The 24,891-nt window shown below is 37.2% G+C and carries 22 protein-coding genes and 2 tRNA genes; 22 read left to right on the plus strand and 2 right to left on the minus strand.

What is annotated here, in order from left to right; translation table 11 throughout:
- Nucleotides 1-189: 189 nt before the first annotated feature.
- The 20 genes from ispE to ACQCPR_RS00340 all read left to right on the plus strand — a co-directional run bounded on the left by ispE (nt 190) and on the right by ACQCPR_RS00340 (nt 20,090).
- On the plus strand, nt 190-1,056 hold the full coding sequence (ispE, locus tag ACQCPR_RS00245; RefSeq protein WP_427138883.1) for a 4-(cytidine 5'-diphospho)-2-C-methyl-D-erythritol kinase: 867 nt from the start codon (nt 190-192) through the stop codon (nt 1,054-1,056).
- 55 nt (nt 1,057-1,111) lie between these two features.
- On the plus strand, nt 1,112-1,963 hold the full coding sequence (gene purR / locus ACQCPR_RS00250) for a pur operon repressor (RefSeq protein ID WP_090570782.1): 852 nt from the start codon (nt 1,112-1,114) through the stop codon (nt 1,961-1,963).
- On the plus strand, nt 1,941-2,312 hold the full coding sequence (locus ACQCPR_RS00255) for a RidA family protein (protein WP_427137890.1): 372 nt from the start codon (nt 1,941-1,943) through the stop codon (nt 2,310-2,312). The genes purR and ACQCPR_RS00255 overlap by 23 nt, the downstream gene beginning before the upstream one ends.
- Nucleotides 2,313-2,490: 178 nt before the next feature.
- Nucleotides 2,491-2,778, plus strand: a complete 288-nt coding sequence (gene spoVG / locus ACQCPR_RS00260; protein WP_427137891.1) for a septation regulator SpoVG — start codon at nt 2,491-2,493, stop codon at nt 2,776-2,778.
- Nucleotides 2,779-3,063: 285 nt separating this feature from the next.
- Nucleotides 3,064-4,434: a bifunctional UDP-N-acetylglucosamine diphosphorylase/glucosamine-1-phosphate N-acetyltransferase GlmU gene (gene glmU / locus ACQCPR_RS00265; protein WP_427137892.1), complete on the plus strand. Its 1,371-nt coding sequence runs from the start codon at nt 3,064-3,066 to the stop codon at nt 4,432-4,434.
- Nucleotides 4,435-4,456: 22 nt separating this feature from the next.
- Nucleotides 4,457-5,416, plus strand: a complete 960-nt coding sequence (locus ACQCPR_RS00270; protein WP_093496472.1) for a ribose-phosphate diphosphokinase — start codon at nt 4,457-4,459, stop codon at nt 5,414-5,416.
- A 76-nt stretch (nt 5,417-5,492) separates the two neighbouring features.
- Entirely contained in the window at nt 5,493-6,092 is a 600-nt protein-coding gene (locus ACQCPR_RS00275; RefSeq protein WP_241600581.1) for a 50S ribosomal protein L25/general stress protein Ctc, read from the plus strand.
- 89 nt (nt 6,093-6,181) lie between these two features.
- Nucleotides 6,182-6,745, plus strand: a complete 564-nt coding sequence (gene pth, locus ACQCPR_RS00280) for an aminoacyl-tRNA hydrolase (protein WP_090570798.1) — start codon at nt 6,182-6,184, stop codon at nt 6,743-6,745.
- A gap of 42 nt (nt 6,746-6,787) precedes the next feature.
- Nucleotides 6,788-7,024 carry an anti-sigma-F factor Fin gene (locus ACQCPR_RS00285; protein WP_241600580.1) on the plus strand — a complete coding sequence of 79 codons (237 nt, stop codon included), beginning with the start codon at nt 6,788-6,790 and terminating at the stop codon, nt 7,022-7,024.
- Nucleotides 7,025-7,085: 61 nt separating this feature from the next.
- Complete coding sequence (gene mfd / locus ACQCPR_RS00290) at nt 7,086-10,619, plus strand: transcription-repair coupling factor (RefSeq protein WP_090570801.1); 3,534 nt, start codon at nt 7,086-7,088, stop codon at nt 10,617-10,619.
- A gap of 86 nt (nt 10,620-10,705) precedes the next feature.
- A complete protein-coding gene (gene spoVT, locus ACQCPR_RS00295; protein WP_090570896.1) occupies nt 10,706-11,242 on the plus strand; it encodes a stage V sporulation protein T in 537 nt (178 codons plus the stop codon).
- Nucleotides 11,243-12,180: 938 nt separating this feature from the next.
- Nucleotides 12,181-13,794, plus strand: coding sequence for a putative polysaccharide biosynthesis protein (locus tag ACQCPR_RS00300; RefSeq protein ID WP_427137893.1), 1,614 nt, complete (start codon nt 12,181-12,183; stop codon nt 13,792-13,794).
- A gap of 13 nt (nt 13,795-13,807) precedes the next feature.
- Entirely contained in the window at nt 13,808-15,265 is a 1,458-nt protein-coding gene (gene mazG / locus ACQCPR_RS00305; RefSeq protein ID WP_427137894.1) for a nucleoside triphosphate pyrophosphohydrolase, read from the plus strand.
- Nucleotides 15,266-15,274: 9 nt separating this feature from the next.
- On the plus strand, nt 15,275-15,565 hold the full coding sequence (locus ACQCPR_RS00310) for an RNA-binding S4 domain-containing protein (protein ID WP_090570816.1): 291 nt from the start codon (nt 15,275-15,277) through the stop codon (nt 15,563-15,565).
- A 751-nt stretch (nt 15,566-16,316) separates the two neighbouring features.
- Nucleotides 16,317-16,607 (plus strand): YabP/YqfC family sporulation protein, encoded by a 291-nt coding sequence (locus tag ACQCPR_RS00315; protein ID WP_427137895.1) that lies wholly within the window; start codon nt 16,317-16,319, stop codon nt 16,605-16,607.
- A complete protein-coding gene (yabQ, locus tag ACQCPR_RS00320) occupies nt 16,604-17,107 on the plus strand; it encodes a spore cortex biosynthesis protein YabQ (RefSeq protein ID WP_427137896.1) in 504 nt (167 codons plus the stop codon). The genes ACQCPR_RS00315 and yabQ overlap by 4 nt, the downstream gene beginning before the upstream one ends.
- A 19-nt stretch (nt 17,108-17,126) precedes the next feature.
- The gene (locus tag ACQCPR_RS00325) at nt 17,127-17,522 is read left to right on the plus strand and encodes an FtsB family cell division protein (RefSeq protein ID WP_427137897.1); all 396 of its coding nucleotides are present in this window, start codon (nt 17,127-17,129) and stop codon (nt 17,520-17,522) included.
- A 139-nt stretch (nt 17,523-17,661) separates the two neighbouring features.
- Complete coding sequence (locus tag ACQCPR_RS00330; RefSeq protein WP_090570830.1) at nt 17,662-18,093, plus strand: S1 domain-containing RNA-binding protein; 432 nt, start codon at nt 17,662-17,664, stop codon at nt 18,091-18,093.
- Between the two features lie 218 nt (nt 18,094-18,311).
- Nucleotides 18,312-19,517, plus strand: coding sequence for an EAL-associated domain-containing protein (locus ACQCPR_RS00335; RefSeq protein ID WP_427137898.1), 1,206 nt, complete (start codon nt 18,312-18,314; stop codon nt 19,515-19,517).
- A gap of 123 nt (nt 19,518-19,640) precedes the next feature.
- Entirely contained in the window at nt 19,641-20,090 is a 450-nt protein-coding gene (locus ACQCPR_RS00340; protein ID WP_090570836.1) for a DinB family protein, read from the plus strand.
- Nucleotides 20,091-20,210: 120 nt separating this feature from the next.
- Here ACQCPR_RS00340 and ACQCPR_RS00345 read toward each other — a convergent pair.
- Both ACQCPR_RS00345 and ACQCPR_RS00350 read right to left on the minus strand, forming a co-directional pair.
- Nucleotides 20,211-20,282, minus strand: a tRNA-Glu gene (locus ACQCPR_RS00345).
- Between the two features lie 7 nt (nt 20,283-20,289).
- Nucleotides 20,290-20,363: transfer RNA gene (locus ACQCPR_RS00350), tRNA-Met, on the minus strand.
- Between the two features lie 226 nt (nt 20,364-20,589).
- On the opposite strand from ACQCPR_RS00350, the gene ACQCPR_RS00355 reads away from it, so the two are divergent.
- Nucleotides 20,590-22,965 (plus strand): SpoIIE family protein phosphatase, encoded by a 2,376-nt coding sequence (locus ACQCPR_RS00355; protein ID WP_427137899.1) that lies wholly within the window; start codon nt 20,590-20,592, stop codon nt 22,963-22,965.
- A gap of 528 nt (nt 22,966-23,493) precedes the next feature.
- On the plus strand, nt 23,494-24,885 hold the full coding sequence (tilS, locus tag ACQCPR_RS00360) for a tRNA lysidine(34) synthetase TilS (protein WP_427137900.1): 1,392 nt from the start codon (nt 23,494-23,496) through the stop codon (nt 24,883-24,885).
- Nucleotides 24,886-24,891: the final 6 nt, after the last annotated feature.

The following is a 24,891-nucleotide window of genomic DNA, read 5'->3' on the forward strand; positions in this document are numbered from 1 at the left end:
GAAGGCTATGGAGAGGTAATCTTATAGATTAATAATATAGACTACTATTATAGATTATTAATAAGCTATGCTTTATCTCTGTAATTGTTCAATTATTTTACCAGTTAGGGAAGCTGAATCTCACTTCCGCATACCTGATGCACTGTGTTAAAATAGGGGACAACATATTTGGGAAAAGGAGCAGATGGAATGTATTACGTAAAAGCACCTGCTAAAATAAATCTAACACTAGATGTACTACATAAACGTCCGGACGGTTACCATGAAGTAGAAATGATTATGACTACTGTGGATTTAGCAGACCGTATAGGATTAGAGGTAAGAGAAGATGGAGCTATACATATTTTATCTGTGGATCGCTTTGTTCCAAATGATCATCGGAATCTAGCGTATCAGGCCGCTAAGATTCTAAAAGACATCTATCGAGTGAAACAAGGAGTTTCTATTACAATCGAAAAGAACATTCCCGTAGCGGCTGGGCTAGCTGGAGGTAGCAGTGACGCAGCAGCCACGTTAAAAGGATTAAATGTAATTTGGGAGTTAGGGCTTTCTTTAGATGAACTTGCTGAAATAGGTTCTAAAATAGGTTCGGACGTACCGTTTTGTGTGTACGGAGGAACTGCTTTAGCAACAGGAAGAGGAGAGAAGATACAAGAACTCCCTTCTCCAGCTAATTGTTGGATAGTCCTTGCGAAGCCGACACTTGGGGTATCAACTGCAGACATCTATGGAAATCTAAAAATAAATGAAATAAAACATCCAAACACTGCTCTAATGGTTGAATCTATTCAACAGAAAGACTTTGATCTAATGTGTTCTTCTGTCGGAAACGTATTGGAAGATGTAACTCTAAAACTATATCCAGAGGTGGCAGGTTTAAAAGACCAAATGAAAAAATTTGGTGCGGACGCTGTATTGATGAGTGGAAGCGGTCCAACTGTGTTTGGGATAGTCGATCATGAGACAAGAGTCCAAAGAATATATAATGGTCTTCGTGGATTTTGCGACGAGGTATATGCAGTTCGCTTAATGGGTGATAGAGAACCACTTGCTTAAATCCGGATGTTTGTGGTAAGTTTTCTATAAAACATTCGTATTTGGAGGTGAAACTATGAAATGGAAAAGAAGTGAACGGCTTGTAGATATGACTCAATATCTTATGGAGCATCCGCATAAATTAATCCCTTTGACATTCTTTGCTTCTTTATATCAATCTGCTAAATCTTCGATAAGTGAGGATTTAACTATTGTAAAGGAAACTTTTGAAGAGAGAGGCAGAGGTTTACTTGTTACTGTTCCCGGAGCCGCAGGTGGAGTCAAGTTTATACCAACAATGACAGAAGAAGATATCGTAGAAATAGCGCAAGAATTGATGGAACAGCTTTCAAAAGTGGATCGCTTATTACCTGGTGGGTATTTATATATGACGGACCTATTAGGAAATCCATCGCTGATGAATAAAATCGGTAAAGTATTCGCATCTGCATTTGCTAATGCAAAAATTGATGCGATTATGACGGTAGCTACTAAAGGTATACCAATAGCACATGCAATAGCGAGACATTTAAATGTTCCTGTAGTCATTGTGCGAAGAGATAGTAAAGTAACAGAGGGACCGACAGTTAGTATAAATTACGTATCAGGCTCGGCACGCCGCATCCAAACGATGGTTCTTTCTAAAAGAAGTATGGAGAAGGGACAACGTGTTTTAATCACTGACGACTTCATGAAAGTTGGAGGAACGATTAATGGGATGAAAAGTTTATTAGAGGAATTTAATTGTGAGTTAGCTGGAATTGCTGTGCTGGTAGAAGCAGAGCATCAAGGGGAACAATTGGTAAATGATCATTTATCTCTAGTTAAGCTTCACGAGGTCAATGAAAAAGATGGTACAATTGCTTTAACACAAGGGAATTATTTTGAGAAAGGTGGTAACTTAGATGAAAGCAGTATCAACAACTAATGCACCTGCAGCAATTGGTCCGTACGTACAAGGAATGATTGTGAATGGAATATTCTACAGTTCAGGTCAGATCCCATTAACTCCAGCAGGACAAGTGGTGGAAGGCTCTATTACAGAACAGACTGCGCAGGTTTTTGCTAATTTAGAGGCAGTACTGACAGAAGCTGGCTCGTCTTTAAATCAAGTAGTAAAAACTTTGGTGTTTTTAAAAGATATGAATGATTTCGCTGAATTTAACGACGCTTATGAAAAACATTTTGCAGGTCACAAACCCGCACGCTCTGCGGTAGAAGTTGCAAGACTACCGAAAGATGTTAAGGTAGAAATCGAAGTAATCGCAGAAGTGTAAAGATTAGCTTAAAGGTGTTTTCCTCGGAGAACGCCTTTTTTATTTGTCTACTTAACAAGCAAGAATAAATTATTTAAAATATTAAAAATATTCTTATTTAAAAGAAGGAATTAAGAAGTTTTTGTGGAATAACAAATAGATAGAGATATTTGTAACTTTGAAAAAGGGTGGTGAGAGAATGGAAGTAACGGACGTAAGATTACGTAAAGTAGTGACTGATGGCCGTATGAGGGCTATCGCTTCCATTACGTTGGACAACGAATTTGTTGTGCATGATATTCGAGTAATAGATGGAAATAATGGTTTGTTTGTAGCGATGCCGAGTAAAAGAACGACAGAAGGTGAATTTAGAGATATCGCTCACCCGATTAATGTTGGAACACGCACGAAAATTCAAGAAGCTATTCTATATGCCTATCATTTAAGTAGTGAGGTTGAAGAAAAAGTCGGAGAAGCTACTGTATAAAGGAAAAGGAAAAGGAAAAGGAAAAGGAAAAGTAAAAACCATTTCTTTAAAAGGGATGGTTTTTTTTGTTGTCAAATTATTTAATAAAAATAAAAATTATAACACCAAAAAAGCTGGGTTTTTCTAGAACTTTAAAAAAACAAGTATAATTTAGACGATTCTTCAAGAAATTCAACTATAGTACTTGTTTTGTCATGTATTTGTCAAGAGATATTTCCTTGAAATCTTTCCTCATTTCGGCTATAGTCAAAAGAGTAAATTAGCCCACGGGAGGGAACTTGAAAAATGACAAATACTTATGCGGTTGTATTAGCTGCCGGTAAAGGTACACGTATGAAGTCTAGTTTGTATAAAGTATTACATCCTGTATGTGGGAAGCCAATGGTAGAACATGTTGTAGCAAATATGGAACAGCTTGGTGTGGAAAAAATCGTAACAATCGTAGGACACGGAGCGGAAGAAGTGCAACGTGGACTAGGGACGAGAAGTGAATATGCTCTTCAAGAAGAACAGCTAGGAACAGCACATGCTGTTTTACAGGCTGAAGAAGTCCTAAAAAATCTAACAGGAACAACTATTGTTATCTGTGGAGATACGCCACTTATCACGGCAAAAACAATGAATGATTTGTTAGAACATCATAACGCAACTGGAGCAAAAGCAACTATTTTAACAGCAATTGCAGAAAACCCAAATGGTTACGGTAGAGTTATTCGTTCTGTGGATGGAAATGTTCAAAGTATTGTTGAACAAAAAGATGCTACTACAGAGGAACAGCTTGTACGTGAGATTAATTCAGGGACGTATTGTTTTGACAATGAAGCACTATTTAAATCATTAAAGTTAGTTAATAATAATAATGCACAAGGTGAATATTACTTACCAGATGTAATTGAAATCTTACAAAAAGAAAATGAAATTATTTCAGCATATGCTGCAAGGGACTTCGAGGAAATTCTAGGCGTAAATGATCGCATTGCTTTATCTCAAGCAGAAGAGACTATGCGTTTACGTATTGCAAGGCATCATATGCGTGAAGGCGTCACAATCATCGACCCGAGAAATACATACATCAGTAGTGAAGCTGTTATTGGAGCAGATACAGTTATTCAACCTGGAGTTATCATTGAAGGAAAAACAACGATTGGCATGAACTGTACGATTGGTCCGAATAGCCATATCGTATCAAGTGTAATTGGTGATGAAACAACGATACACTCATCAGTTGTATTATCTAGTGAAGTTGGAGCCCATACCTCTATTGGTCCGTTTGCCCATATTCGTCCTCAATCCGATGTTGGAGATGATGTGAAGATTGGTAACTTTGTAGAAGTGAAAAAGTCCACAGTAGGCAATGGAAGTAAAATTTCTCATTTAAGCTACATGGGAGATGCTTCGATTGGAGCAAACGTCAATGTTGGTTGTGGAACTATTACAGTGAATTATGATGGAAAAAATAAATTTATCACAAAGATTGAAGACGATGCCTTTATTGGTTGTAATTCTAACTTAGTAGCACCAGTAACGATTGGTAAAAAAGCATATATAGCTGCAGGCTCAACTATTACAAAGGATGTACCTGGTGAAGCACTTGCAATTGGTAGAGCACGACAGGAAAACAAAGATGGTTACGTTAACAAACTAAATCTAAAATAACCCATTATCCAGGAGGATTATCATGCCAGAACAATATGCAAATTCGAAGTTGAAAATTTTTACACTAAATTCCAATAAGGAATTAGCAGAAGAAATCGCAAAAGAAGTAGGAGTACCTCTAGGTAAAAGTACAGTAACTAGATTTAGTGATGGTGAAGTACAGATTAATATCGAAGAAAGTATCCGCGGATGTGATGTATTCATTGTTCAATCAACTTCAGGTCCTGTTAATGAGCATTTAATGGAATTATTAATTATGCTTGATGCACTAAAACGAGCTTCAGCTCGCACAATTAGTGTGGTAATCCCTTACTATGGATATGCACGCCAAGACAGAAAGGCACGTGCTCGTGAACCAATTACAGCTAAACTTGTAGCGGATCTACTAACAACTGCAGGTGCAACTCGTGCGATCGTTCTTGATTTACATGCTCCTCAAATTCAAGGATTCTTTAATATTCCGATAGATCATTTAGTTGCTGCTCCAATATTATCCGATTACTTCTTAGGTAAGAACTTTGATCCAGCGGAGTTAGTAATTGTTTCTCCTGATCATGGTGGAGTAACGCGTGCCCGTAAAATGGCAGATCGTTTAAAGGCACCGATCGCGATTATTGATAAACGTCGTCCACGACCAAACGTGGCAGAGGTTATGAATATTGTAGGTAATGTAGAAGGAAAAACGGCTATTTTAATCGATGATATTATTGACACAGCTGGAACAATCTCTATCGCAGCTGCTGCATTGATGGAAAGCGGAGCAAAAGAAGTTTATGCTTGCTGTACACACCCGGTTTTATCTGGACCGGCTATTGAACGTATCGATAACTCAGTTATTAAAGAGCTAGTAATTACAAACTCTATTCAATTAGCGGATGATAAAATGTCACCAAAGATTAAAGAATTGTCTGTTGCTAAATTATTGGGCGATGCAATTGTAAGAGTTTTCGAAGAGAAATCAGTTAGCACGTTATTTGATTGATCTCAGAAATGTTTGAATTTTGCCGAAGATGGGTATTTATATTTATAGAACACACTTCGGGAGGATTGAGAATATTATGAGTACAGTTGTAAAAACACAAAAGCGTGATAAAAAAGAGAATGCAAAGCTTCGAAACAGTGGATTTATCCCAGCGATTGTATACGGCTTTGAACTAGAATCCCAGTCCATTGCAGTTAATGAAAAAGACTTCGTAAAAACACTTCGTGAGGTTGGTCGTAATGGTGTTATAAAACTTGATGTTGATGGTAAATCAGTAAACGTCGTGTTGAGTGATTATCAGATGAATATTCTAAAAGGACAAATGATTCATGCAGACTTTTTGGCGATCAATATGAAAGAAGAGTTAGAAGTAAATGTTGCGGTTAATGTGACGGGAGATTCAGTTGGTGTTTCAGAGGGTGGTATGCTTCAACAGCCAAATCGTGAAATTACCATTACAGTGAAACCTTCAGATATTCCGGATAGTATTGATATTGACGTGTCTGGCATGGCTATTGGAGATACATTAACGGTTGCAGATGTTAGAGATAAAGTTGGATATCCAATATCGAACGATGACGATTTTACATTAGTTACAGTTTCAGCACCTCGAGTGGAAGCAGAAACAGAGGAAACTGAGACTGAGTCAGAGACAGAAGAAACAACAGAAGAATAATTAAACAAAAGAGGTTGTCCTAAGGCAACCTCTTTTGTTTTGAATATGGTAAGATTAATAAAAACTTGTAATAAAGGAATGGAACGAAAATGAAAATTATCATTGGTCTTGGAAACCCTGGAAAACAATATGAAGGTACTCGCCATAATATTGGGTTTCATGTAATTGATGAACTTTCTAATCGATTAAATATACCACTTACACAGTCTAAGTTTAATGGGATGTTTGGAATCGGTCATATCGGTACGGAAAAGGTTATGCTTTTAAAACCATTAACGTATATGAACCTGTCGGGTGAATGTATTGTACCTATGATGGATTACTACGAAGTGAATGATGATGAAATAGTCGTTATTTATGATGATTTAGACTTACAGGTTGGAAAGCTACGTCTAAGACAAAAAGGAAGTGCAGGTGGACATAATGGTATTAAATCGATCATCCAACACTTAGGTTCCCAAGAATTTAATCGAATCCGCATTGGAGTGGACCGTCCTAATAACGGGATGAAGGTTCCCGACTATGTACTATCTAAATTTAATGAAAATGAAAAAATAGAAATTATACAGGCCGTGAAGAATAGTGCAGATGCTTGCGAAGATTGGTTTGGAAAAAAATTTTTAGATGTAATGAATACATACAATGGTGCATAAAAAGTGAAGAACAGGTCTATACTTCCTAAAAAGGAGGTTTTTATGGCCATGCCAATACGTTATAAATGTCGCCATTGTGAAACAGAAATCGGGCAGTTGCCATTTGATAGCATAGATGACCAGTTTTTAAAAAAACATGAGATTACTCAAGAAGAACAACATATATATATTAAAAATGGGGCAGAGGGAGATTTCACTGTGCAATGTATTTGTGAAGAGTGTCAGGATTCCCTTCAAAAGTTCCCAAATTACTATGCGTTAAAAAAATGGATACAGTAGGTAATGCTTTGGCACGATTTCGTGCACAAAGCCTTTTTCTATTTAGATTGGGGGTACACAGATGGAACCTTTAAGTAATTTATTGATTGAAGATACACAAATACAAAAGCTAGTAAAAGAGTTAGAGAGTGGTAGAGACCAACAGCTAATAACAGGTCTTACTTCTAGTGCTAGAGCAGTTTTTACTAACATGTTATATAGAACACGGGAGAAAGCTATACTGATCGTAACGCCTAACCTCCTTCATGCTCAAAAACTAACTGAGGATTTAGTAAAACTAATTGGTGAGGACCTTGTGCGATTATATCCGGCGGATGAGCTAATTGCAGCTGATATATCTATTACTAGTCCTGAACTTCGTGCACAAAGACTAGAAGCATTAGACCACATGTTAACACACGATAAGGGTGTTTATGTTGTTCCTATCGCTGGTCTTAAAAAGCATATGCCAACTAAGAAAGACTGGCAAGCTAGTAGCATGTCTATTACGGAAGGTGAAGAAATTAGTTTAGATTCCTTTTTACAAAGACTGGTGAATATGGGATATGTACGACAGCCAATGGTTACTGCTCCTGGAGAATTCGCTTTACGAGGTGGAATTATTGATATCTATCCATTATACCTAGAAAATCCTATTCGTATTGAATTGTTTGATACAGAGGTTGACTCCATTCGTACATTTTCTGCTGAAGATCAGCGCTCGTTAGAAAAGAGGAAAGATATACGAATCTTACCAGCCACCGAATACGTACTAACCGATGAAAAGAAAATTCTTCTAGCCCACAAGTTAGAAGAGGCACTAGCGGAGAGTTTGGAGAAAGTTAAAATTCCTGAAGTGAAAGATCTTTTCTATCAAAATATTCAACAAGATATTGAGTTGTTAAAGCAAGGTGAGCAACCAAAAGAATATATGAAGTATGTGTCTTTATTGGAAGAGAGTAATAGTTTTTTAGGAAACTATTTTAACGAAAATGGAATGGTTTTATTTGACGAGCTTGGCAGAGTTCAAGAAGTGACAGAGACACTAGAAAGAGAAGAAAATGATTGGATTCTATCTTTATTAGAAGAAGGAAAAACTGTACATCGGGTAAAACCTTCTTTCCGTCTTAAAGAAATTATTCAGATGTTTTCTAACGAAAAGTTGTACTTTTCTTTGTTTTCTCGTACTTTTTCGGGAATTACGATTAAAAAGAATATTAGTTTTTCATGTAAACCAATGCAAAATTTCCATGGTCAAATGCATTTATTAAAAAATGAAATGGAGCGATTTACCCAAGGAAAGTTCCGCTTATTTATACTTGCAGATGGCAAAGAACGTATCCAAAAAATACACGCAGTGTTAGAAGATTACGAGATTACTTCTCAAATTGGTGCTACTGAGGGTGATATGAAATCACCTGGTATTTTTATCGTGGAGGGTGATCTAGAAGCTGGTTTTGAACTTCCATTACAACGAATTGCAGTTATTACCGATTCCGAACTTTTTAAACAAAAGCATAAGAAAAAAGCGAGAGCTCAAAAGGTAACGAATGCTGAGCGTATCAAAAGTTACTCCGAGATAAAACCTGGAGATAATGTTGTACATATACACCATGGTATTGGGAAATATATTGGAATTGAAACATTGCTTGTTAATGGTATTCATAAAGACTATCTTCATATCCGTTATCGTGGGGAGGATAAACTATTTGTTCCAGTAGATCAAATAGATCTTATTCAAAAATATGTTGCATCTGGCGAAAAGGATCCAAAGCTTCATAAGCTGGGTGGTGCAGATTGGAAGAAGACCAAAACAAAGGTTTCAGCAGCAGTCCAAGACATTGCTGATGAGCTAATAAAGCTATATGCCAAACGAGAAGCAGAAGTTGGATATGCATTTGAACCAGATAGTGAAATGCAGCAGTCCTTTGAAGCGGCATTTCCATACGAGGAAACGGATGACCAACTTCGTACTATTCAAGAAGTGAAAAAAGATATGGAAAAAGCTCGACCGATGGATCGCCTTGTCTGCGGTGATGTAGGTTACGGTAAAACGGAGGTAGCAATACGAGCGGCATTTAAAGCTGTCATGGAAGGAAAACAGGTGGCTTTTCTATGTCCTACAACTATATTGGCACAACAACATTATGAAACAATGATAGAGCGCTTTCAAGATTTTCCGATTGAAATAGGTTTACTAAGCCGTTTCCGAAACAAAAAACAACAAAGTGAAACGATTAGTGGATTGAAAAAAGGATTAGTAGATGTTGTAGTAGGTACACATCGAATTCTCTCTAAAGATGTGGAGTATCACGATTTAGGTCTTCTTGTTGTAGATGAGGAACAACGATTTGGTGTAAAACATAAAGAACGGATTAAGCAACTGAAAACAAATGTAGATGTCATGACTTTAACTGCTACACCTATACCTCGTACATTACATATGTCGATGATTGGTGTACGTGACCTATCTGTCATTGAAACTCCCCCCAAAAATCGTTTTCCAGTTCAAACGTACGTGATGGAACAAAATGGTGCTCTAGTTCGAGAAGCGATTGAAAGGGAACTTGCACGTGGGGGACAGGCATTTTATCTGTATAATCGGGTAGAAGATATTACGAGAAAAGTGGACGAAATACAAATGTTAGTACCGACTGCTAGAGTAGGGTTTGCACATGGTCAAATGAGTGAAACGGAGCTAGAGTCCATTATTATTAGCTTTATAGAGGGAGAATACGATGTCTTAGTTACTACGACCATTATTGAAACAGGCATTGATATTCCAAATGTAAATACACTTATTATTCAAGATGCAGATAAAATGGGGCTATCACAATTGTATCAATTAAGAGGTCGTGTAGGTCGCTCCAATCGTGTTGCTTATGCTTATTTAATGCATCAACGAGATAAGGTATTGACAGATGTGGCAGAAAAAAGATTGCAGGCTGTTAAAGAATTCACAGAGCTTGGTTCTGGGTTTAAGATTGCTATGCGAGACTTGTCTATTCGAGGTGCTGGAAACTTACTGGGTTCTCAACAACATGGATTTATAGACTCAGTAGGGTTTGATCTTTATACACAAATGTTGGAGGATGCAATTGCGGAAAAACGTACTGGTATTAAAAAAGAGGATTTACCAGACATAGAAATAGCACTCTCTACTGATGCTTATATTTCTGATGAATACATCCCGGATGGTTATCAAAAGATTCAAATGTACAAACGGGTAAAAGCAATGGAAAAAGAAGAAGAGTACTTCGACCTCATAGATGAATTACAAGACCGATTTGGAGATATACCTCTCGAGGCAGAAACGTTACTACGTATTGCACGTATGAAAATTTGGGGTATAGCAGTAGGGGTAGAGTCTATTAAAGAAATAAATAAAATTATTTCGATTTCTTTAAATGCAGAGGGAACTAAGGCTATAGATGGAGCAAAACTGGTAGAAGAATCTATGAAATACGGACGTGCGGTTGGCTTTAATATGGACAATGGCAGTCTTGTACTGACAATTGATGAACGTAAAACAGGTAAATTCAATTCATTCGATGTATTAGAAGATATGGTTAGATTATTACCGGAAGCAAAAAAAGAAATAGCAGACGTCAAATAGCTCTTTGCATATTTTTTGGTAATATGATGCATACTATGGCAGAAATGAACTTTAATTTCCAATCTGTCGAAAGTGAGGCATATTACATGAAAGCAACAGGCATCGTACGTCGTATTGATGATTTAGGTAGAGTGGTAATTCCGAAAGAAATACGTCGAACCCTTCGTATCCGAGAAGGAGATCCATTGGAAATTTTTACGGATCGAGAAGGAGAAGTAATTTTAAAAAAATATTCACCTATTAGTGAGCTCGGAGATTTTGCGAAGGAATATGCGGATACTTTATATGAAACTTTAGGAACCCCTGTATTAATAAGTGATCGTGATGAAATGATTGCAGCAGCTGGGTTATCAAAGAAGGATTACTTGAATCGCAGACTAAGTCCAGATGTAGAAGACATTATTAGTAAGCGCTCTATTGTAATGGAGAAACATGAAAACTCGGTTGAATGGGTTCCTGGAGTAGTAGAAACAGTTAAATCTTATTGTATTGCACCCATTATTGCTTCGGGAGATCCAATAGGCGCTGTATTTATTATTTCAAAAGTACACTTTATTGGAGAATCTGAGCTAAAGTCAATTGAGACAGCTGCAAACTTTTTGGCAAAACAAATGGAAAGTTAAAAAAGTCTTCCTCTTCTACAAAAGAGGAAGACTTTTTTTGTTTTAGGTTCAATGAGATTAAGTTAATTTAGAAATAATAGTGAAAAGTAATTTAATAAAGAACTAGGGCATGACGGCAAGTTAGACCGTTGGGAAATACTACTGATTTCCGTTTCAGTTGGACGCTTTCCGCGGGCACGGCTTCAATCTCCTCGTCACTACGTTTCTGCGGGGCTTTCAGCTCGTGCTGTTCCCGCCGGAGTCGCCACCTTTCACTACAATCAATGGGATGAGTAGAACCCAACAATTAGATTTAGCAAAGCCTATCGCTTAAAAATAGGTATTTGACTATTGAATTATAGATACTATTCTGTAATGGAGGAGGAAGAGAAATAGTTAGTGTCTATCTAATAAAGTATCGAAATAGCGAACGAAATTGCATCTTCGAGAGCTTACTCAATGAATTAGAATGTATCTTTTCTTTCATTATACAAAAATGTACTAAAGCAGTTCCTGTAGTTGTAGAAGGGCGACGCATAGACAATCGCCATAAAATTACTGCGAAAATAATATTGGTCATGACGTCAGTCATGACCAATATTTCTCTATAATAATCGGTTATAGTATAGCGAAGGTCTGTCCAATAGCACTTCGAAAACGCAAGAAACTGATTCATTTTGACCTAAAAGACTGGGTTTCTTTACATGGTTTATCTATTTTGATAAAAGCAAAGTACGCCTTTCCGTGAAATCCTTCCTTTTCACAACTAAACGGGCGCCTTTCGCATTTCTTATAGTGTCTAGTCTCCAGCGCCTTGCACCTCGAGACGTTTCAGAATGTCGGATAAAGGCAAAGTACGCCTTTATCGCCATTCTTCCAACGCTTTTCGGTGCAAACATAGGCGCTTGCGCTTTTCTAGAGTATAATATTCCTATCGTATTATGGGAGTAGGATTGGTTATGGGTAATGACTGGAATATGAAAACTTATATGAAGGGTGCAGCTATGCTAACGATTGCGGCTATTATCGTCAAATTACTTAGTGCCGTTTACCGGGTGCCTTTTCAAAACTTAGTGGGGGATGAAGGGTTTTATATTTATCAACAAGTGTATCCGTTCATCGGCATTATCACTACTTGGACTTCATTTGGGTTCGCAGTAGCTTTGTCTAAAATTTTGTCGGACTATAAAGTACTTGGGAAAGACTATGCTATTCCAAGGGTAAAGAGGATTGCTTTTTATTATATTGGATTTATTTCTATTATATTTTTTATTTTATTGTTTATGGGAGCTGGGTTCCTTGCGAAAGCTATGGGTGATGCAAATCTTGCCCAGTTATTGAAAGCAGGATCCTACGTAATTTTACTGATGCCAATGCTTGCTGTACTAAAGGGAGACTTTCAATCAGATGGTCGAATGCAGCCGGTCGCTTATGCGCAAGTGGTGGAGCAGGCGGTTCGTGTTTTTGTCATTTTATTTGGTACGTGGCTTATCATTTCCAATAGTTTTGATTTATATAAAGCTGGAAGTATGGCTATGTACGGTGCAGTAGCAGGAGAACTTGCGGGTGTCATACTACTTTCCTCTATTTATTGGAAATCAATGAAACAACCAAAGAAGGAAACGGTTAAACGAGATGATGTTCCAATTTGGACAATTGTAAAAAATTTAACACTTATTAGTATAAGTGCTAGTATCAGTGCATTACTATTCTTACTGTTTCAGCTGGTCGATTCGTTTACGGTTTTTCAGACTCTTGTAGAAAGTGGAATGGATAAACATCAGGCAATGGAGAAAAAAGGAGTCTATGATAGAGGGCAACCGCTTGTCCAATTAGGGATTGTCATAGCCTCTACACTTTCCTTAGCTATCGTTCCATTAGTAGCACATCGGATGGGAAAAGGTTCAGGTAGAACAGCCGTCCCATTCATGCAACTAACGTATCGCGTAGCTTTTACGTTTGGAGTTGCTGCAGCGATGGGGCTAATTGTTGTACTCCCATACGTCAATGAGATGCTATTTCAAACAAAAGAGGAATCTACGACTTTAATGGTTTTTTCTTTTCAAATTGTATGGATGTCTTTAATTCTTACTTTAATGGCTATGCTACAGGGTAGTGGAATGGTAAAGATTCCTACACTTTTCTTGTTGCTCGGGGTCTTGAGTAAGTGGCTATTAAATAGCATACTAGTTCCTACATATGGAGTATTAGGAGCAGCTATCTCAGGGAATATTAGTTTAGCGATTATCTATGTGTTAATGTGTTATTATTTTAAAAAGACTTGGAATATCCAATTTGCTCCAGCAGTTTTCTATAAAGGAATTTTAAAAGCATCTATTTTGATGATAGTGTGTGTGGTAGCTTATATAATATTAGGAGATGCTGTATTATTTGATAATCTCTCTAGTAGAATTCAATCGATTGTAATTTCGCTAACTGCAGTTATGCTCGGTGCCACAGTTTTTTTAGTAAACATAGCAAAAAAACGTGTGATAGCAGAAAAAGAGTGGTTTTTATTGCCATTTGGCAGAAGGATGGCTACTTTTCAGCTTTGGTTAAATAAAGAAAAGTAAGGTTGTGAGTAAAATGAATGAAATTACGATAATTGGCCTTGGAGCAAGTGATTTAGAACAGTTGCCATTAGGTATATATAAAAAGTTAAAGTCCGCCCAATATTTATATGTTCGAACGGAGCAACACCCAGTTTTGGAGGAATTAAGAGCAGAAGGCCTATACTTTACAAGTTTCGATGCTATATATGAAAAAAATGACCAGTTCGAAGATGTCTATCAAGAGATTGTACGCCAACTTCTAGAGTTAGCAAAGGAGCATTCAATTGTATACGCTGTACCTGGTCATCCGTTAGTTGCCGAACAAACAGTACAGCTTTTAATAGAAGCAGAAAAACAAGAGAAGGTTAAAATCCGTATAGAAGGTGGCCAAAGTTTTCTAGACCCCATTTTTGGTGCTTTGCGAATTGACCCAATTGAAGGTTTTCAATTACTTGACGGTACTAGCTTCAAGCGAGATGAAGTTCAAATGAATGCACATGTGCTTATTGGACAGGTATATGACGCATTTAGTGCGTCTGAAGTAAAGCTGACACTAATGGAAAAATATCCTGATGATTATGAAGTAACGATTGTCACTGCTGCAGGATCTACTGCCGAAAGTTTGACGAAAGTTCCATTATTTGAATTGGACCGAGTGATGAAGTTAGATAATTTAACTACCTTATATGTTCCTCCAATTCATGAAAAAGAAAATCGCTTAAAAGAGTGGCAAACTCTTCGTCAAATTGTAGCAGAACTGCGTGGTCCTAACGGGTGTCCTTGGGATAAGGAACAAACACATACAACTTTAAAGAAGTATGCCATAGAAGAGGTGTATGAGCTTCTGCAAGCGATTGACGAGGAAGATGATGATCATATCGTAGAAGAGTTAGGCGACGTCCTGTTACAAGTATTTTTACATGCCCAAATAGGGGAAGATAACGGATACTTTAGTATGGAGGATGTATTGAACTCTATTGCAGACAAGATGATTCGTAGGCACCCTCATGTATTTGGTAATGTAAAAGCAGATAACACAGAGGATGTTCTGCGTAATTGGCAACAAATAAAATCCGAAGAAAATAGAAATTCTGGGGATTCATTGTTAGAAGGGGAAATGCGAACTGATTCATCCCTACTTACTTCTTTTAATTATCAAAAAAAAGTTGCGAAGATAGGTTTTGATTGGCCTGATGTTTCAGGTGCTTGGGAAAAGTTCGAGGAAGAATTGGACGAATGGAAGATAGAATTAGCAGAGGGTACGAAGGACACTCAAGTAGATGAATTAGGTGATGTGTTATTCACAATTGTAAATTTAGCTCGTTTTTATAGTTTATCTCCAGAGCAAGCTATGATTCAGGCTAATAAGAAGTTTAAAAGCAGATTCCAATTTATAGAACAGAGTGTAAAGAACGGAAAAGGTGACTTTTCCTATTATACCTTAGAAGAGCTAGACCAATATTGGAAAGATGCAAAAAAATTAGAGGGGTAGTGACCAAAAATGAGATTAGACAAATATTTAAAGGTTTCCAGACTTATAAAGCGTAGAACATTAGCAAAAGAAGTGGCGGACCAAGGTAGAATAACAATTAATGGAAAAGTAGCAAAAGCGAGCTCAGATGTGAAAGCTGGAGATGAATTGTCAATTAGGTTCGGACAAAAAGTGGTAACTGCAACGGTTGATGCGGTTAGAGACTCTGCAAAAAAAGAAGAAGCTTCATTGATGTTTACGATTATAAAAGAAGAGAGATTAGAAAAAGTAGATCCAGAATTTATTGATGATGAAGATTAATAAGAAAAACTGGACAAAAACACTCTAGCTCCTTTAAGATCAAAACCTGTTTCTAACGTTTTCAAAGTGCTTTGGACAAACGTTTTGCTATATGATTACCTAGTGCATTTTTAGTGATATTGGTTGTGACGTCCGTCACATCCAATATCACTTTTTTTCGGTAATCTTATGGCGTTTGTCTGTCCGTCGTCATCCTACAAAGCTAAAAAAACAGGTTAGTGCATGTTTGGATAACTAGGGATAACACACTTGCCTATTCATAGAGGAAGCTCACGAAGAAGTAATTTCGTGACCTACTTCGCTTCTTTACGAAGCAAATACTTACTACTTCTCTTTATTTCCACTAGTTAAAAGAAAGTCTGATTCCTTCATTCATCATGAAATAATCGCATTTCTAAGTCAACAATGATTGCAAATAGTTTTTCCCTACATTAACTGGACTAATCTTATTATCTAAGTGTTAAGCGTTGTAGTGAAAGGTGGCGACTCCGTCAGGATAAGTGAAACAGCGACGCGTTAGCGACGGTGATAGCTCATCTCACCCCGCGGAAAGCTCCACCTGAAATGGAAAATTAGAAGTATTTATATTCGGTAGATTTGATCCCTTTATTTCCAAGTGCAATGGAATCTTTAGTAATACCAAATAGAAATTAAATAGTTTCTTATAAAATTAGAAAAAAATCATGGTAGTTGTCATGCTTTTTTTTTATGCGCATACAATAAAGTAGGACAAGGAGAGGAGAGAGTATATATGCAATATCAAGCAGAAAACCAAACTATCACAATTCCATCGGGGGACCACTTGATTTCTCTTAGAAATCGTAAACGTATGGACCTGACATCTGTAAAATCTATTGAAAGATTCGATCAACAAGAATTTTATGTGAGAACTTCTCAAGGTATACTTCACATCAAGGGAGAAGACTTAAAAATTGTCCATCTGGATGTTGTAACACTGGAAGGAATCGTTCGGGCGATGCAATATGATGAAGAGCAAAGTTTAGACGGCGCTAGAGGATTACTTCATAAATTATTCGGATGACACTCTCATTACAATTCTTTAGTCTGTTACTAATGGTCTTTAGTGGGATATTGGTAGGGGCAATAATCGAAGGGACGCGCTTTGTAACGGGAAGTTTCCCTAGGCGTTCCTACGTTTATAAATATCGTATTGTTCTTGAAATATTTGTTTGGATTGCACTTGGACTATGTTCTTTTTTTATACTTTTTGAAGTACGAGATGGCGTATGGAGAATTTATGATCCGCTTGCGCAAATTGTAGGTATTCTCTTATACGATCAATTATTTCAGCCAGTGTTTCGTCTAATTGGTAGAATCTTTTTACGCCTAATCATCCAACCAATTTGGTGGATAATTTGTTTCATCTGGTTAGTAGTTAATAAAACTTTTTTGCTTATATGGACGCTTATCTCATTTATTTTTAAACCATTTCATTTTTTATTTCAAAAAACGTGGCATTTGGCCCTTCAGAAAAAGCCAAACATCCGTTATAATAGAAAGTACACTAAAAAAATGAAATAGTTTGATAGGAGAGAGCAAAATGAGTGAGAAGCAAAGAAACGTACCTGTAAAGAAACAAATTGCATCGATTAATACTGATTATGTTCGCTCTATCGAACGCCAAGAAAATCGAAATAAAACAAAAAAGGTTCGTTTAGCGAGAAGATTATTCATGTTTACAATTTTATCTGTTGCCTTAGTTGGATTGTTAATATCTACCTTATTGAACAGTAAAAGTGCATATGAAGAAAAACAATTGCAAAAAGAGCAAGTGGCTCAAGAGTTGGAGCAAGTGAAAGAAGAGCAAGAAATGCTTAAAGTGCAAATTTCAAAGTTGAACGACGATGAGTACATTGGCAAACTATTAAGAAAGCAGTATTTCCTTTCAGAGGAGGGTGAAATTATATTCACTTTACCTGGTAAAGAGGAAAAATAATTTTAAAAAACCAAAAGCAAAAGAGTAGTCTTATTGACACTCTTTTTTTGTTAGCTATAATAAGGGTAGGGATTTGTATGTAAAAAGCATATAAGTTCGAAAAAGAGTCGCTTAAATTTTAAGGAGGAGCATTTTTTTTATGTCAATTGAAGTAGGCAGCAAGGTAGAAGGTAAAGTAACAGGAATCACAAATTTCGGAGCATTCGTCGAACTACCAGGAGGCTCAACAGGTCTAGTTCACATTAGTGAAGTGGCGGACAATTATGTAAAAGATATTAATGAGCATCTGAAGGTTGGAGATGTTGTTGAAGTTAAGGTGATGAATGTTGAAGCGGATGGCAAAATCGGATTATCTATTCGAAAAGCAAAGCCTCAAGCGGAAAGACCAGAGAGACCCGAACGTCCTCAGCGTCCTAGAAACAACAATCGCCCAAATGATCGCGATCGTCCTAGCAAAGAGAATTTTGAGCAAAAAATGGCTAGATTCTTGAAAGATAGTGAAGATCGTTTGTCTACGTTAAAGCGCGCGACAGAATCTAAGCGCGGTGGCAGAGGCGCTAAAAGAGGATAATATGCTGTCTGTTTTATAGGTAGAAAAAATGTCATATAGATGAAAAGGTGTTTGGCTTTGCTAACACCTTTTTTTTGTACACAAAATATGAGATTCAGCATATCCTTAAAGTAAGGTGTACTCTAGTATTTCAAATAAACATGAATTAATTTCATAACTACTTTATTATGAGATTAACTCACATAGGTATTCTTTGATCTTTCAAGGAGGTTTATTAGTTGGATGCAATTGATGTACTAACGAATATAGAACATATAAAAGCATATTATCAACCGATTTTTAGTGCGGACGAACATATTGTTGTTGCTTATGAAGTTTTAGGAAAGCTTATTAATAAAGAAAAGCTTATTAATTTAAACGCTTTAGCATATGATGAGGATATTCCAGTAGAATATCGTGTTGAAATTGAACATAAAATACTTCGTTTAGCCCTTTCAGAGTTAATGGAAAAGACAAAAGACTACGATATATATTTACCATGCAACGCAAATTTACTCATACTAGATTATGGAGAGAGTTATTTCAATATTTTAAATGAGTATGTCTCAGAGGATTCACTTTCACGAATTGTACTTGTACTTTCAGAACATGATTATAAAGGTGATTTTAGCCAACTTAGTAATATACTCAGATATTACCGTACATACGGTATGAAAATAGCTATAAATCAAGTAGGTTCTGAAAGTCATATAGATTATATAAAGATGTTGTCACCAAATATATTAAAAGTAAATATAGAAAAACTGAGCTATGAATCGTGGAGTGCGCAAAATGACTTATTTGCTTCCTTAGGATCGCTGGCTCGTAAAATGGGAGCAAATATGTTGTTTGAAGGAATTGATAGTGTGCATCAACTTCAATTTGCTTGGAAAAATGGAGGGCGATATTATCAAGGGAAGTACCTAGCGCATGCTCAGAGAAACATAATTTTAAAAGATTCGCTAAAAGATCATTTCAAAGAGAAGTGTCAACAATTTATTACGACAGAAAAGCGATTACTTGAAGAAAAATACAATGAATTGAAAAACCTGCAAAATATGTTAGAAAAAGCAGTTGAGCTTATAAATCCGAATAGCGAAAATGTAGCGCAATTATTATTACTTGCAGAAGAACTAAATGATTGTTCATTCCGAATATATATTTGTGATGAAGACGGATTCCAACTTTCTCCTAATATTATGCGTGTCGACAAAAAATGGGGTGTGCAAGAAGATGCGGTCAATAAAAACTGGAGTTGGCGTCCATATTTTTTAAAAACTATTATAAAAATGCGTAATGACCAAAGTGGTGAGTTTTCGGACATGTATAGTGACATTGTTACGGGCGAAATGATGCGTACTTTCTCAATCCCTCTTAATAATAGTGAGTACTTGTTTATTGATATATCGTACGACTATTTGTTTAGACATAATATTTTTAGGTAGGCTTAGTTGCTTCCATAATTACTTTGAAAAATAAGAATTACCTGAAGCGAAAATGAGCGTTGTAAGATTTCACTATATGAATGTACTTTTGGCCAAGGTATATAAATAAATGGGGGTTATCCTGTGAAAAAAGAAGAACTACTTAGAGCGCATAGTGAGTATATCCAGTGGCTAGACACTTTGACTACTTTAGACGAAACGACAGCAAATGCTCCATATGCCAAAGGGAAATGGTCGCCAAATGAGATAATAATGCATCTTGCAGAATGGGATCGATTTACTCTCGAACAACGTTTGCCTAATATGAAAGAAGGTGAAAAGCTTGAAAGGTTTCCAGATTTTGAAACATTTAACGCAAAAGCCGCAGCCCTTACTCATGAACAAGCATTTAAAGAAACCCTTTCTTTTGCAAAAAAACAACGTGAACGTATTATCGAAAAGCTTCAGCAAACGGATGAAATAGAATGGGACAAAGCTTTTTACATTGGAGAAAGTAAATCCTCTATTCGTAGTTATTTCACAGGGTTTTTAGAGCATGACGACCATCACAGAGAACAAATCTCCTCCGTATAAGTAGCGATTCAACCTCGATTTCCGATTGTGAGGTTTTATTTAGGACTTCGACAAATTGTATATATCCAAAAATAAAAAAGCAGTTCCTAAACATAGGTTTAGGAACTGCTTTTTATTAGATGACCCCTACGGGATTCGAACCCGTGTTACCGCCGTGAAAGGGCGGTGTCTTAACCGCTTGACCAAGGGGCCGGAATTATGGCGGCCGAGGGGATCGAACCCCCGACCTCACGGGTATGAACCGTACGCTCTAGCCAGCTGAGCTAGGCCGCCGTTTTACCGAACAAATTATATATTACAATCGTTTTGTCGAAGTGTCAATGCTTCTTTAAAGGAATTTTATAAACATCAAAAGAAAGTTTGTTCTAAATAATTAAACTTTTTAGTTTATTAGCTGATGACGTCGAAAAGTTATTTGAGATACATGTCAGAAACAGACATACTTTTTGAGAAGATAATAGGTATACTTCCATCAATAGTTGAATAGGAGGTATTCGCTTTGAAGACGATTTATGAACAGGAACAAAAACGCAGTATATCGTTGAGAAGAATCACGGAGGGTTTTAAAGCTAAAAGAATTACTCTTTTCTTTTCTATAGTTTTCCTACTACTCTCATTTTTTCTAGCACAGGTTGTATTGTTCGAGGCCTCAGTTCCGTTTTTTCTCCCCCTTTGGGCGTTAGTTAATCTAAGGTTTCAACGCTTTGTACCTTGGACAGTTGTAGGTGCTATACTAGGTAGTTTTACTCTAGGGTTTGGACAAGTAATTATCCATGCAATTCAGGCATTATTATTTCCGTTTTATCAAAATCGATTTATTAATAAAATTCCTTTACCTATATTTGTACTGTTAGATGTTGTATGTATACAGATTGTATGGCAGTTTGTTTCGTATGGTGGAGAGATTCCAGTTTCTATTTGGTTAGCCATTGCATACGAAGGCATATTAAGTTTATTCATGACAATATTTTTGTTTCAATTATTCCTTCCGTTTCCAGATTTATTGCATAAAAGGTGGACGGTAGAAAGAATGGGGGCAGCATTGCTTATAGGAGCACTTGTTTTAACTGGAATGTCTTCGTATATATTTGGATATGTTTCGATTCCACTGATGGCAGCCCATCTAGTAATTGCAGTGTCAGCAGCTATTGGTGGTGTACAACTTGCCACTGTAGTTGCGGTACTTTCAGGTACGATATTGAGTATTTCTAAACTTAGCTTTAGCGGAATGATTGCAGTCTACGCGGTTACAGGCTTCCTAGCAGGACTGCATAAGCCTTTTGGGAGACTGTGGCAAGCATTTAGTATGCTAGGCGCAACGTTTTTCTTTATTTTATATGACCGTACACTACCTCTAGACTCTGTTTATATAGGATCGCTTGTTATCGCCTCACTATTATTTTTTATTGTTCCTTCTTCATGGATTAAGCAATTAAGGAATCAGTTATATCCGGATACAACAAGTGTTTTGTTAAGAAGACAAAAGTGGATGACGGAAAAAGTAAATCATCAGCTCCAAGAATTCCAGCATTTTGTCGACTTCATTACCAGATTTATATCGGAAAGATTTGACTCAAAAGCTTTGAGAAAAGATGAAAAAACAGAGCCACTACCTATTTGTCAATCGTGTTTTCAATACGAAAAGTGTTGGGGAGAGAAATCTAACGGTATGCCTGCATTGATAAAGGAGTGGGAGGAACAGCCTAAAAAATCTAGAATGCAAACAGAGACTAGAATTCAGTATAAATGTGTAAAACCAATTCAAGTGATGCATGAGTTGAAGGAAAAAGAAGCCAAACAACAGCTAACATATGAATTACAGCACGGAAAAAAGATGTTTGCACTCAAACTGAAAGATATGGGCAATCACATGAGTGAACTAATGAACAATTTGGAAAATAATATAACAATGTACTCGTCTCATGAGGAAGTGATTAAACAAAAACTCCAACAAGCAAATATACCTTTCTTTCAAATAGACGTATTAAACATAGAAATTGCACAAATGGAGATTGTTTGTTGTTTACCTATTGAAGCACGAGCAAAAATGGTAGGAGAGCGTTTAATAGTGCCTCTATTATATGAACTGTGGAATGAACCGTTTGAAATTACGGCTATGAAAGAAATCCACCACCCATATGAACATATTCAATTGACCTGTAAATCGTCCGTTCGTTTTCAAATTACGCATGATGTGTATACATCCTCTAGTAAAAATACAATCTATTCGGGTGATGCCCACGCGGTGTTCCCGTTACACCCAGGATTGATGGCTGTTATCTTATCGGATGGAATGGGGAATGATGTGGAAGCACACCGGGAAAGTAGACGTGTCATGCAGTTTATGAGGGAATGTTTAAATAAAAAAATGGATCCAGAAACAACAATGCATACCCTCCATTACATGATGAGTTTACAAAACGACAATGATAGTTATGCGACAGTAGACCTAGCGTTGATTGATTTGCAAAAAGGGGAGTTATGGTCTTGGAAGGCCGGAAGTATGTCGACATACCTCATACGTGGAAATGAAATGAGAAAAATAGAAAGCAAACACGTCCCATTCGGTTTCCTGCCGACCTTCTCGATTGAAGCTAGAAAAATGGACCTGAAAGACGGAGATGTATTGGTTATGCTATCAGATGGTGTATTCTCAGGGAATACGACTGTCGAAAAACAGGAGCAATATTACCAAAAAATATTACAGGACCCATCCATGAATGCAGAGCGTTTTGTGAAAATGTTAGAAGAGACATACTCACTACCAGGGGATGATCGAACTGTAATTTTCATGCAAGTAGAGCATGTAGTACCAGAATGGTCCCTCTTCACACCACGTCAAACAGCCAAATACCAAGAAAAAATGGTACACTAAAAGAAAAGCGGAAGCGCCTACTAGGGGAAGGCAGTCTAAGTTCGCGACATCGTGTCGCGACGACTGCATGACCCGCATCGTGTCGCGACGACTGCATGACCCGCATCGTGCGGGCCCACAGGCGCTGGAAGAATTTCCTGGAAAGGCGTCCTTTGCCTTTCTCGAAATTCTGAAGCGACCCGAGGGGCAAGGCGCTGAAGCTGGCCAGAAAAGAAAAGCAAAAGGTGCCCGTTAGCCTTGACAAGCGCTGGAAGACAAACGGTAAAGGCGTTCTTTGCCTTAACCGTCTGTCTGAAGCGACTCGAAAGGCTGGCACCTGCAGCTGGCCAGAAAAGAAAAGCGGAAGCGCCTATTTGGGGAATACAGTCTAAGAACGAGACATCATGTCGCAACGACTGCATGACCCCCATCCTGTGCGCCTCTTCTTAAGCTCTTGAGAAGTAAAAGCGAGTGATGAGTAAATGTCCGCCTAGTCCACGTACTGACGGACTATTTACCAGAAGAATGATCAATAATTGAGGTGAAAAGATGCATCCTTTTATTAAAAAAGTGAAAAAGTATATAGATAAGTATCGGTTGATTCAAAGTGGGGACCGTCTTCTTTTAGCTTGTTCAGGTGGAGCAGATTCCATTGCTGTGGTCCTTATATTTCATGAACTTAAAGAAATATATAACGTACAGCTAGGGATTGTTCACACGGACCACCAGCTTCGCGGAGAAGAGTCTGCCGAAGATATGCAATTCGTAGAACAAGTAGCTACAAGGTTGGACGTACCTTTCTATGGAACTACACTTGAAGTGCCTTCTAGAATGGAGGTAGAGGGTGGAAATGTTCAGGTAATATGTCGTGAGGAACGGTACGCTTACTTTGACACTGTTATGAAGCAAGAGCATTTTGATAAGTTGGTCCTTGGGCATCATGCAGATGATCAAATTGAAACAATAATTATGTCATTAGTAAGAGGTTCTTTGGCGTCTTCTCTTACAGGAATCCCGATAACAAGACCCTTTTCTAATGGAAGTATCATTCGCCCGTTCCTATGTGTGACGAAAGAAGAGATTTTGGATTTTGTTCAGTTTAAGGAGCAATCCTTCAGACATGATCCTAGTAACGATAAACATACATATACAAGAAATCGTTTACGTCATACCGTGTTACCTCTTCTACGTCAAGAAAATTTGCATGTGGCAGATAGTATCCGGACGTTCGTAGAAAAACAACAACAAGATGATACTTTTTTACAGACACTTGCTAAAGAAAAATTTGATCAGCTTGTGACAATTAAAAGCAAATCGAGCTTTTTTATGGATACAAAACAGTTTAGCGAAGTCCCAGTTGCTTTACAAAGAAGAGTGATTCTAATACTATTAAAGTATCTGTATGATAGCTCCAATACGCTATTAAATAATCGCCTAATTGAATCCATTTTAACTGTTTGTAATGAGCAGGATGGTAATGCAGTGATTCATTTGCCCAAAGATTTTTTCCTCATACGTCATTACAGTCAAGTTCAGTTTTCCTCAAAACCGCTACAATCTCTACCATTTCAAAGTCAAATAATTGATGAAGATTGTTGGAGAGCAGTTGGTGCTGGTTATTCTATATACCTGACTAGAAACTTAAACGAGCAGGTTCCTTCCGATGAAAAATGGTTTATCCAACTGGAAAATGATTCTTTACCTCTTTCTGTACGACCGAAAATGGAAGGAGATCGAATACATTTAAAAGGGATGTCTACTCAAAAAAAAGTTTCACGATTGTTTATTGATGAAAAAGTTTCGACCGAAGAACGAGTGGTTTGGCCAATACTTGTATCTGCTAAAAATGATATAATGGCTGTAATAGGTCTTCGTTACGGGTCTCAATTTGAAAAGAATAGAAATACGCAAAACTTTGTATTACACGTAAAGAGTTATTAACCCATA

Origin of the sequence: Psychrobacillus psychrodurans, from assembly GCF_050209195.1 — a bacterium.
Lineage (GTDB): Bacteria > Bacillota > Bacilli > Bacillales_A > Planococcaceae > Psychrobacillus > Psychrobacillus psychrodurans.

What these genes read in the sequence shown, in the direction of transcription:
- spoVG (WP_427137891.1), top strand. Translation starts at nt 2,491, where the DNA reads ATGGAAGTAACGGACGTAAGATTACGTAAAGTAGTGACTGATGGCCGT.
- ispE (WP_427138883.1), top strand. Translation starts at nt 190, where the DNA reads ATGTATTACGTAAAAGCACCTGCTAAAATAAATCTAACACTAGATGTA.
- ACQCPR_RS00330 (WP_090570830.1), top strand. Translation starts at nt 17,662, where the DNA reads ATGTCAATTGAAGTAGGCAGCAAGGTAGAAGGTAAAGTAACAGGAATC.
- spoVT (WP_090570896.1), top strand. Translation starts at nt 10,706, where the DNA reads ATGAAAGCAACAGGCATCGTACGTCGTATTGATGATTTAGGTAGAGTG.
- ACQCPR_RS00300 (WP_427137893.1), top strand. Translation starts at nt 12,181, where the DNA reads ATGGGTAATGACTGGAATATGAAAACTTATATGAAGGGTGCAGCTATG.
- tilS (WP_427137900.1), top strand. Translation starts at nt 23,494, where the DNA reads ATGCATCCTTTTATTAAAAAAGTGAAAAAGTATATAGATAAGTATCGG.
- ACQCPR_RS00325 (WP_427137897.1), top strand. Translation starts at nt 17,127, where the DNA reads ATGAGTGAGAAGCAAAGAAACGTACCTGTAAAGAAACAAATTGCATCG.
- ACQCPR_RS00255 (WP_427137890.1), top strand. Translation starts at nt 1,941, where the DNA reads ATGAAAGCAGTATCAACAACTAATGCACCTGCAGCAATTGGTCCGTAC.
- ACQCPR_RS00285 (WP_241600580.1), top strand. Translation starts at nt 6,788, where the DNA reads ATGGCCATGCCAATACGTTATAAATGTCGCCATTGTGAAACAGAAATC.
- ACQCPR_RS00270 (WP_093496472.1), top strand. Translation starts at nt 4,457, where the DNA reads ATGCCAGAACAATATGCAAATTCGAAGTTGAAAATTTTTACACTAAAT.
- ACQCPR_RS00310 (WP_090570816.1), top strand. Translation starts at nt 15,275, where the DNA reads ATGAGATTAGACAAATATTTAAAGGTTTCCAGACTTATAAAGCGTAGA.
- ACQCPR_RS00275 (WP_241600581.1), top strand. Translation starts at nt 5,493, where the DNA reads ATGAGTACAGTTGTAAAAACACAAAAGCGTGATAAAAAAGAGAATGCA.
- purR (WP_090570782.1), top strand. Translation starts at nt 1,112, where the DNA reads ATGAAATGGAAAAGAAGTGAACGGCTTGTAGATATGACTCAATATCTT.
- pth (WP_090570798.1), top strand. Translation starts at nt 6,182, where the DNA reads ATGAAAATTATCATTGGTCTTGGAAACCCTGGAAAACAATATGAAGGT.
- mfd (WP_090570801.1), top strand. Translation starts at nt 7,086, where the DNA reads ATGGAACCTTTAAGTAATTTATTGATTGAAGATACACAAATACAAAAG.
- ACQCPR_RS00315 (WP_427137895.1), top strand. Translation starts at nt 16,317, where the DNA reads ATGCAATATCAAGCAGAAAACCAAACTATCACAATTCCATCGGGGGAC.
- yabQ (WP_427137896.1), top strand. Translation starts at nt 16,604, where the DNA reads ATGACACTCTCATTACAATTCTTTAGTCTGTTACTAATGGTCTTTAGT.
- mazG (WP_427137894.1), top strand. Translation starts at nt 13,808, where the DNA reads ATGAATGAAATTACGATAATTGGCCTTGGAGCAAGTGATTTAGAACAG.
- glmU (WP_427137892.1), top strand. Translation starts at nt 3,064, where the DNA reads ATGACAAATACTTATGCGGTTGTATTAGCTGCCGGTAAAGGTACACGT.